We start from the raw sequence: 9,507 nt of genomic DNA on the forward strand, positions 1-9,507 counted from the left end.
GCTTTGGCAAATACTGATATATCGAAGCTTCGCGCTTCAAGCAGACAGGCAGGAAGGAAAAAGGGCGGAACTGCAGCTATATTCCTTCTGCTGCTAATACTCGGACTATTTATGGCTTTGCCTATATACCTCACTGTGGTGATGTCGGTAAAGCCTGTGGAGGAGCTTTTTGTGTTTCCTCCAAAGCTGTATGCCGTAAGACCTACACTGGACAATTTTAGGGATATGTTCAGGGTGCTTCATCAGAACAGGGTACCCTTTTCGCGCTATGTATTCAACAGCATATTCGTAACTGCCGCGGTGACAGTATTGCAATGCATATTCTCATCTATGGCTGCATTTGTACTGGCAAAGTGCAGATTCCCTGGTAGTAGGCTCATAAACGGTATCATAGTAGTTGCTCTACTCTATCAAAGCAGCGTAATATACATTATGCAGTACATTGTCATGGCAAAGCTACACATGATAGATACTTACATGGCTCTTATATTTCCGGCAGTCGCTTCGCCTATGGGACTTTTCCTCATGAGGCAGTCCATAAGTCAGGTGCCGGATTCCATAATTGAAGCCGCAAAGGTGGACGGTGCAGGACTTTTCAGGATATGCTGGCAGATTGTCATACCCAACCAGAAGCCGGCGCTGATGACATTGATAATATTCGCATTTCAGGGCGCATGGAACATACAGACCGGCTCAGTGGTATTCAGGGAGGAGTATAAAACGCTCCCTACCGTTGTATCGCAGGCGGCTGCTTCAGGACTTGCAAGAGCAGGTGTAGCAATGGCAGCGGCGGTTTTCCTGCTGGTGCCTCCTATAGTGATATTCATGCTAGCACAGCGCCAGGTCATTGAGACTATGGCACATTCGGGAATCAAAGAGTAATCAGCGCAGAGGCGCACACTGTGCACCTCTGCATAAAAAAGTTATAGCCATGTGTAGGGGGGCGATGCTTGCATCGCTACTGCAAACGATACTAAAGGGAGTGAAGTAAATGAAAACAAAACTGAAAAGATGTATCACAGTGCTGTCTGCATTTGCTACGCTTGCTCCCGTTAATGTATCACTGGCAGCGGCGTCAGGCGAGCCTGCTGAGAGCTACAGCTACGACCGCTGGGGAGAGGCTGTTCCCTCTCAGGCAGGATATACAGCAGAACGTGCTGTTTCTGGCTATGACCTCGAAGTGGGAGCATTCGACAATCCCTCCGATATATTCATAGATAGCAGAGGTGTGGTGTATATAGTGGATACCGGCAACGACCGTATAGTGGCAGCTGGGTCCGGACTTGATGCCTCAGAGTGCATATACGACAGTTTTACTATGCCTGACGGCTCCAAAACAAGGCTGAATAAGCCCATGGGAGTATACGTTTCCGCCGAAAACGGCTACATGTACATTGCAGATACGGAGAATTCACGCATACTCGTTTCGGATACCGACGGATATATTCAAAAGGAGATACTAAAGCCAGAGTCAGAGGTCTACGACCAGAAGCGCACCTTCCTGCCCCAAAAAGTGGTGGCTGACAAGGCAGGGAATATTTATACCGTTCTCGGAAATATCACTACAGGCGCGGCTATGTTCTCACCCGACGGCGATTTTATGGGATTTTACGGTGCTAATCGTGTTGAAGCCACGGCAAAGGTGGCTTGGAATCATTTTAGGGGTATTTTTATGTCCGACGAAAAGAAGGCTTTGAGAAAAAGGACTGTCCCCACAGGTATCACTAGCTTTGACATAGACGGGGATTTCATATTCACCTGCACCTCGTCGGCTACACAGTCCACTGATATCGTCAAGAAGCTGAATGCAGCTGGAAAGAACATCTTCGCAGGGCTTGACGTTTCCTTCGGCGATCATAAGCCGATGTACGACAGCTCTCAGAACAAGTTGTACTCCACATCTATCGTGGATATAGACATTTCGGAGGACGGTTGGATAAACTGTCTCGATTTTACCACCGGTAGGGTATTTCAGTACGACGAGGACTGCAATCTCCTTTTTATTACAGGAGCCATAGCAAAGCAGACCGGTGGTTTCGACCATGCTACGGCTGTGGAATCTTTTGATGACAGGCTCTACGTTCTCGATTCCTCAAAGGATACGGTGACGGTATTTAGAGAGACCTCCTTCGGCAAGGTTGTACACAAGGCTGCGGCTCTGTATAACGCAGGATATTACGAGGAGGCTCTTGGCCCGTGGGAGGAGGTCCTTGCAAGGGATGGGAACTATCTCCGGGCTTACGTTGGTGTGGCTTCTGCACTTCTTAGAAATGGCGATTACAAGGGAGCCATGAAGTATGCAAAGCTTGCGGATGCAGGAGATATATATAACAAAGCCTTCGAGGGCTGGCGCAGGGAGTTTCTGAGAGAACACTTCACGGCTTTTTCATTTGCGGCTGTACTTCTCGTTGCGGTTCTAATAGCATGGGGAAGGTACAGGAGAAAACGGAGAGCTTTGGCAAATACCGCAGAAAAGGAGGAAGAGCGGCAATGATGGATCTTACGCAGCGGCAGTGGGTAAAGCATACGGTGATGCATCCCTTAGAGGGCTTTGAGGATATACGCTGGAAGAAGTCCGGTTCACTTAAAATAGCCCTGCTAATTGTATTTCTGCTCTTTTTTGGTCAAATAGCCTATGGAAGACTTTACGGCTTCCAGTTCTATATGTCTTACGACAAGACCTTCAATATCATACCATATATCATGCGTAGCTTCATATTCTTCGGTGCATGGGTCGTAGGAAACTGGGCTGTGTGTACTCTCCTTGACGGTGAGGGTACCCTCAGGAATATATGTATATACAGCGCTTATGCACTGATACCATATGTGGCACAGCTCTACATAAATGTTGTGCTGTCCCATATACTCATACGCGACGAAGCTGTATTCATGCAGATAATAGAGCTCATCGGCACCTGCTGGACAGTGCTGCTGCTGTTTTCGGCGATAAAGACCGCTCATCAGTATTCTTTTGGCAAGACTGTGTTGGCTGTGCTGCTGACCATAGCGGCTATGTTCATAATGCTTTTTCTGCTAGTACTCTTCATGTCGCTGATACAGCAGGTATATATATTCATATCCACCGTTTACACCGAGCTCTCCTACAGGGCAAGGGTCTGAAAGGCGGCGCCTATGGGAACAAGTTTAAAACGATTGCTGCTATGTCTTCTAGCTGTCGCGTCAATGACTGTCTCAGGCAGCGTTTATGCTGACGGTGAGGATAATACTGCCGATAAAGTGACTGCGGCTGAGACTGCCACAGGGGATGATTCAGAAGCTTCAAAGCGCTCTGAGACCGTGGAAAAGGCGGAGCTTTCAGCAGCTGATGCTGAGAAATATCTCAAAAAGATAGGCTCCTGCGACGGTTATGACGTATACTTCAAAAGTAGCGATTACGACGATATTATGTGGGAATCAGTCGGTGGAAAACCAGAGAGCAAAAAGGACTATACCCTCGAGCAACAGCTCATCGCTGACAAGATAAGCGAACTGAAAAAGCTAGGAGAGCTGGTCATCATCAACAGTAGGAGCGGAAAGGCTGCTTCTTTCAATAAGGGTAGCAACTGCGATGAGGGAAGGCTCTATGTTAGCGAGGCAGGCAGATACTTTCTCATTATTGACAAGGATTACAGCAGGGTCATAAGGCTCAGGGAGATAGTCTCATCCCTTGACAGTAGCTATGCTTTTATATCTGCTGACGGTAAAACTTTGGAGCTTCTTGACAGGGAAATGAAGAGCACGGATAAGAGCTTTTCATACAGCGGCACAGAGGACGGAAAAAGAGTGTATAAGTCCTCTGACGGCAACTTTGCATGGCTTACTGCCGATGGTAGACACTATCTCGGTACTTACCGGTATGGCGCAGAAAGCGGTAGCCTGCGAATGATAGTTGATGACAGGAATGCCTCTTTCGGCATCGAAAACAAGGAAAATGGCTATATATGGTGGTCTTCACCGCTTGAAGCAGCGCAGGACAGACTTGCCACGGGACTTGTCGCTGACGAGCTCCGTTCCTCGAATATGCTCCGCTACGGCATACCCATGAGCCGCTCCGGCAATAATATACTCCGTTCGGCTAACGAGAAGGACTGTAACCTTACAGTCAGCGATATCGAAAACGGTATCCGTGTAGTCTACGATTATACCGAAGCTGGCTTTACTGTGCCTGTAGAGTACACCATAGAGGATGACCACTTCAGGGCGAGCGTGAGGGTTTCGGAAATAGTGGAAAGCGACCCTGCAAACATAGCTACCGAAATGACGGTTCTCGGTAGCTTCGGGGCAGCCTCTGATAGAGAGGAAGGATATTTTGTTATCCCTGACGGCTGCGGAGCACTTGTACGCTTTAACAACAAGCGTTGCTTCCAGAACAATATATATCAGCAGCGTGTATACGGAAATGACGTTACCGCTGTTCCTCAGAACATGGGAGCAGTTACTGAGCAGATATACTTGCCGGTATACGGGATAGTCAGGGAGGACAATGCCCTCCTTGCAGTTGCAGCTAAGGGAGATTCAAACGCCTATCTCACCGCAAACGTTTCGGGGCAGTCGAAGAGCAGCTATAATATATGCAGTTTTACTTTCATACTTCGGGGCACCGACAGCTTCTATATGTCAGGAAACAGTCATGACAAGTACACGGTTTTTGAGAGCGGCAGCATAAGATCAGACGACATTGAAATGCTGTACTATCCGTTATATGGAAAAGATGCGGACTATACCGGCATAGCCACTCGCTACAGGCAGTATCTTACTGAGGAGAAGGGCGTTACTGTGAAGAGCAGAGGTGATAGTGCTTCCGTATACATTGACCTCTACGGCGGGACCATGAAGAAAAAGCCTCTCTTTGGTATACCTTTGTCCATGAAGACCTCAATTACCTCATACGGGCAGGCAGCTGAGATAATTAGCAGCCTAAGGAACAGTGGAGTGGAGGATATGGTCGTTTCCTACAACAACTGGACAGGTGACGGCATAAAAAACAAGGTGGATACAGGAGCAAAGCCCTCCCGAAAGCTCGGAGGCAGAAGGGAGTTCAGAGACCTGACAGACCTTTTGGACGAATGTGGCTATAGCTTATATCCAGTGTCTGACAATAGGGACTTCCGTTCGGGAAACGGCTACTTTTCATTTACTGATACGGCAGTGAGAATATCAGGCTCATATTCTCGAATAGTAAGCTATGACAGGGCTTATGGCATACCGGACGGCTTCCGAAAAAACCTATCCCTGCTGTCTCCGGGATGCTATGGAGAGGTGTTGGGAGGTATCGCGGAGAGCTACTCAAAGGCAGGACTCAGCGGAGTTTCTCTTGCAAGCCTTACCACTTCACTTTACGGGGACTACGGCAAAAAGAAGATATCAAGAGCCGGAGCCGAAAAACTTATTGAAGATGGGTGCGCGGCTGTGAACGAAAGCCTTGAAGGTGGCATACTTGCAGACGGAGCCAATGCTTATGCTCTGCCTTATGTGAGTCATATTACCGGAGTGCCGCTGTCTTCTAGCAGGTTCGACCTCTTTGACGAGGATATACCCTTCTATCAGATCGTGATGCACGGAGTTATACCCTATTCCACGGAGGCTGTAAATGGCAGCCCCGACCCGGAGATGCTGCTGCTCATGGCGGCTGCCACCGGAAGCAGTCCAAGTTACGATATGATATACGAGGAGACTAGTGTACTTAAGGACACGGAGCTTGACAAGCTTTACTATGCGAACTACAGGTACAATACCAGCAAGGCTGCTGAGCAGTATGCTCTACTGGAGCCTCTGCTCAGCGAGGTCTCGGACAGCTTCATCACCGGCTACCGCAGAGACGAAGACATAATAACGACAATATATTCAAATGGTATAAGGGTCGTGACAGACCTTGAAGGCAGGACTGTGCAATGGGACGGTGGAAAGATCTCATTGGACACGCAATCATAGAAAGGAGGAGAGAGGGTTGAGCACAGAGTCTGAAAAAAACGGCGGGAAACGGAAGATAATGTCGTATCAGCGCAGAAAATCACTTTATGGCTACGGCTTTATCGGGATGTGGCTCATCGGAACTGTCCTTTTCTTCCTCATACCTCTCGGCAAGTCGCTGTGGTACTCCTTCTGCGACGTATCAGTGGACCCCGGAGCTCTCCGTACGGAGTTCACAGGTATACAGAACTATCTGAACGTACTCAATGAGGACCCGTACTATACAGAGTACCTCGGCAGCGTGTTGCTGGAGACATTGTGGAAGACACCGCTCATACTGATATTCTCACTTTTCATAGCGGTGCTGCTTAATCAGAAGTTCAGGGGTAGGACACTTGCAAGAGCTGTATTCTTCCTGCCGGTGATAATCGCTACGGGTCCAGTTTTCAGAGTAATCAGCGGAGATATGAGCTCCACGGGAAACACCGGTGCGGAACAGTTCTCCACTATGTTCTCGGCTGACCTTGTGGGAGATCTGATGCAGTTCCTCGGCATATACGGTATGAGCGACAGCATGAGCAGTTTCATAAAGACCGTTGCGGACAATATTTTCGGCATAGTCTGGAATTCTGGCATACAGATAATACTCTTCCTAGCGGCTTTGCAGAATATCCCTGCTTCTGCAAGAGAAGCGGCTATGATGGAGGGTGCTACTTCATGGGAATACTTCTGGAAAATAACTTTCCCATACGTGAGTCCATTCATACTTGCAAATCTTATCTTTACGGTGATAGATTCCTTCACGAATCCAATGAACAGCGTAATGAACCGTATCTCTACTATGAGGAGTCAGTTCGACTTCGGTGAGGCTTCAGCTATGGCGTGGATATACTTTTCGGTGGCCATAACCGCTATAGGCATTGTGACCGCTCTGATAAACAGATCAATATACTATGAGAACGAATGAGGAGGTGCGGAAAATGACGGACAGAACGGCTGCACCCGAAAAAAGAACGCTGCGAGAGGAAAAACGCAGGCGCATGAACAAGGCTTCCGCAGAAGACAGGGAGTACCTTCGACGCAGAGCCTTTGCAGATAAGCTGATGCCATTTTTCAGAGCAGTGATACTTATCGGTCTTGGTTTTGTCATCATGTATCCGCTGCTGTATATGATAAGCTGTGCTTTCAGGGAAAGGGCGGATATGAGCGACCCTACGGTAATGTGGATACCACGGCATTACACCCTTAAGGTGATAAGGGAGACTATGGAGGCTATGGACTACTGGGAGACCATGTGGAACACCCTCGTGCTAAATATAGGCTGCTCTGTAGTGCAGGTATTCTCATGTGCGTTGACCGGCTACGGCTTTGCAAGGTTCAATTTCAAAGGCAGGAAGCTGCTTTTCGGCATAGTAATAATGATGATACTCGTGCCGGCTCAGGTCATATCCCTGCCGCTGTATACTCAGTTCAGATACTTTGGCATAAATGGACTGTTCTCACTGAACCTCATCGACAGCAGGCTGACCATGTATCTGCCTGCCATGACAGCAAACGGCATACGTGCAGGCCTTATGATTTATATTTTCAGACAGTTTTTCAGAGGTATGCCGAGAGAGTTGGAGGACGCCGCATATATCGATGGCTGCGGTCCCCTTAGGACATTTGTGAGCGTTATGCTGCCTAATGCCTCGGCGGCTCTGCTGACGGTGTTCCTCTTTTCCGTGGTGTGGTACTGGAACGATTATTACGTAAGCAGTACTTTCTTCACCAATACAAAGACAATAGCCCTTATGCTGACCAATATCGATAACGAGCTGAAGCTCAACCTTTTCAATGACCCTACGGTACAAATAAGCCCGAGGGATCAGATAGTATGGAAGGAAGCAGGCTGTCTGCTTTCCATAGCTCCTGTACTGCTGATGTATGTATTCATGCAGAAGCATTTTACGGAAGGCATTGAGCGCTCTGGAATAGTCGGCTAATAATATCCGCCCATGTTTTTGTGGGCGGATTTTTTTGAGGAAACGAAAATATTTCAGCAAGCTTTCGGGGTGATATTGACAACAGACTATAAAGGGCGTATAATTGTAGTATATTGATTACCCGGAGTAAAAAAATGAAAAAGATAATTGGATCTGTAGTGGTTTTCCTGAGAGCTATGCCGCACTTTCTTGTGTTCGAGCTTATATTTAAGCTCCTGTTGCTGGCTTTGGGTACTCCTGTTCTTGCACTCCTGCTCAAGCTCACCATGAAGCTTTCGGGAGTTACCTATCTGAACGATGAAAACCTATTTGTATACCTAAGGCATCCCTCGACACTTGTCGTTATCATCATGATGCTTTTTGCCTATGCCTTTTTCTCCTTCGTGGAGCTTTCTGCGCTCATAGCCTGTTTCTCATGCTTCAGCAAAAAGCAGAGGATACGTTCCGCAGGTATGTTCCGGGTTGGACTGAGAGCATTCCGGAAGGCGTTCAGCGGAAAGGGAAGGCTGTCCTTTTTTGCGTATATGGCTATCATGCCACTCGCACAGTTCTCGCTGTCGTCGGGTATGTTCATGGCGCCCCTCATGCCGGTGCTGAGGAGGATATTCTCCGTTATAAACAACGGGGCTTTGGCTGTTGTATGCTACGTGCTGATACAGTTGCTGTTCATTATCCTTATCATAGGAGTTAGTTACAGTCTGCACTATCTTATACTCACCGACAGACCGTTCAGAGATTGCATAAAGAAGAGCAAGGAAAAAATACACGGACAGCGTCGGAAAATGATACTTTCGGCACTGGTGTGGAGCCTCGGCATTGTGGCTTTCATAGGTATCGCAACCTTTGGTTTGAGCTTTATCGCGGTGCTTGTGGTCAAAGGCTTTTCAAAGCCTAATGCGGCTTTCGGAACGGCTCTTAAGATACTGAAATATACATGGAGCGCTTTCGTGGCTGTTTCGGTATTCTTCTCGGCTCCTTCCATAGTATGGCTGCTGACTGAGAAGTTCATGAAGGACGAAACGGAAGAGAAGCTCGTGTTGCCCAACAAAGGATATGAGAAGTTCAGCAGGAAAAAGAGCGCCCTTGTCGTAGCAGGCATAGTTGCTGTCAGCTCGGTGATGAACATATCCTACCTGAGAGCACTGACAAGGGGAAATGTAAGCCTTAACGTTGGTATAATAACTCGTACACAGGTTACAGCGCACAGAGGCTTTTCGAGAGTGGCTCCCGAAAATACCATACCTGCCTTCAAGGCGGCTATGGACTGCGGAGCAGACTACATAGAGCTTGATGTTCAGCTTACGGCTGACGATCAGCTAGTGGTAATACACGACGATAAGCTCGACCGCACTACTAACGGCAGGGGACTTGTTATAAATCGCACATACGAGCAGCTTAAAGTGCTGTCCGCAGGCTCGTGGTTTGGCAGCGACGGAGAGTTTGACGACGCTGAGATACCGCTGTTCAGGGACGTGCTTGAATTGGTGGGCAAGGACATAATGCTGAATATTGAGATAAAGAAATCCGGAGATCCAAAAAAGACGGCTGAGAAGGCTGTGGAGCTTATAGAGGAGTACGGCATAGTCAATTCCTGCTATGTAACCTCCTTCTC

The 9,507-nt window shown here is 47.9% G+C and carries 7 protein-coding genes; all 7 read left to right on the forward strand.

Annotation, left to right across the window (positions count from 1 at the left end):
- Window positions 1-3: 3 nt before the first annotated feature.
- Complete coding sequence (locus J6U00_RS09410; protein WP_296581275.1) at window positions 4-882, forward strand: carbohydrate ABC transporter permease; 879 nt, start codon at window positions 4-6, stop codon at window positions 880-882.
- A 109-nt stretch (window positions 883-991) separates the two neighbouring features.
- Window positions 992-2,494: a hypothetical protein gene (locus tag J6U00_RS09415; protein WP_296581277.1), complete on the forward strand. Its 1,503-nt coding sequence runs from the start codon at window positions 992-994 to the stop codon at window positions 2,492-2,494.
- On the forward strand, window positions 2,491-3,120 hold the full coding sequence (locus tag J6U00_RS09420; protein WP_296581279.1) for a Yip1 family protein: 630 nt from the start codon (window positions 2,491-2,493) through the stop codon (window positions 3,118-3,120). Before J6U00_RS09415 ends, J6U00_RS09420 begins: the two co-directional genes overlap by 4 nt.
- Window positions 3,121-3,132: 12 nt before the next feature.
- Window positions 3,133-5,931 (forward strand): DUF5696 domain-containing protein, encoded by a 2,799-nt coding sequence (locus tag J6U00_RS09425; RefSeq protein WP_296581280.1) that lies wholly within the window; start codon window positions 3,133-3,135, stop codon window positions 5,929-5,931.
- Between the two features lie 16 nt (window positions 5,932-5,947).
- Entirely contained in the window at window positions 5,948-6,877 is a 930-nt protein-coding gene (locus J6U00_RS09430) for a sugar ABC transporter permease (protein WP_296581283.1), read from the forward strand.
- Window positions 6,878-6,890: 13 nt separating this feature from the next.
- Window positions 6,891-7,895 (forward strand): carbohydrate ABC transporter permease, encoded by a 1,005-nt coding sequence (locus J6U00_RS09435; protein ID WP_296581286.1) that lies wholly within the window; start codon window positions 6,891-6,893, stop codon window positions 7,893-7,895.
- Window positions 7,896-8,029: 134 nt separating this feature from the next.
- Window positions 8,030-9,507 (forward strand): glycerophosphodiester phosphodiesterase family protein (locus J6U00_RS09440; protein WP_296581289.1); only part of this gene is annotated, 1,478 nt, incomplete at its 3' end.

It is taken from the genome of Ruminococcus sp. (assembly GCF_017650195.1).
Taxonomy (GTDB): Bacteria; Bacillota; Clostridia; order Oscillospirales; family Ruminococcaceae; genus Ruminococcus.

Coding starts and splice junctions, on each gene's coding strand:
- J6U00_RS09415 (WP_296581277.1), top strand. CDS start 992: ATGAAAACAAAACTGAAAAGATGTATCACAGTGCTGTCTGCATTTGCT.
- J6U00_RS09420 (WP_296581279.1), top strand. CDS start 2,491: ATGATGGATCTTACGCAGCGGCAGTGGGTAAAGCATACGGTGATGCAT.
- J6U00_RS09425 (WP_296581280.1), top strand. CDS start 3,133: ATGGGAACAAGTTTAAAACGATTGCTGCTATGTCTTCTAGCTGTCGCG.
- J6U00_RS09435 (WP_296581286.1), top strand. CDS start 6,891: ATGACGGACAGAACGGCTGCACCCGAAAAAAGAACGCTGCGAGAGGAA.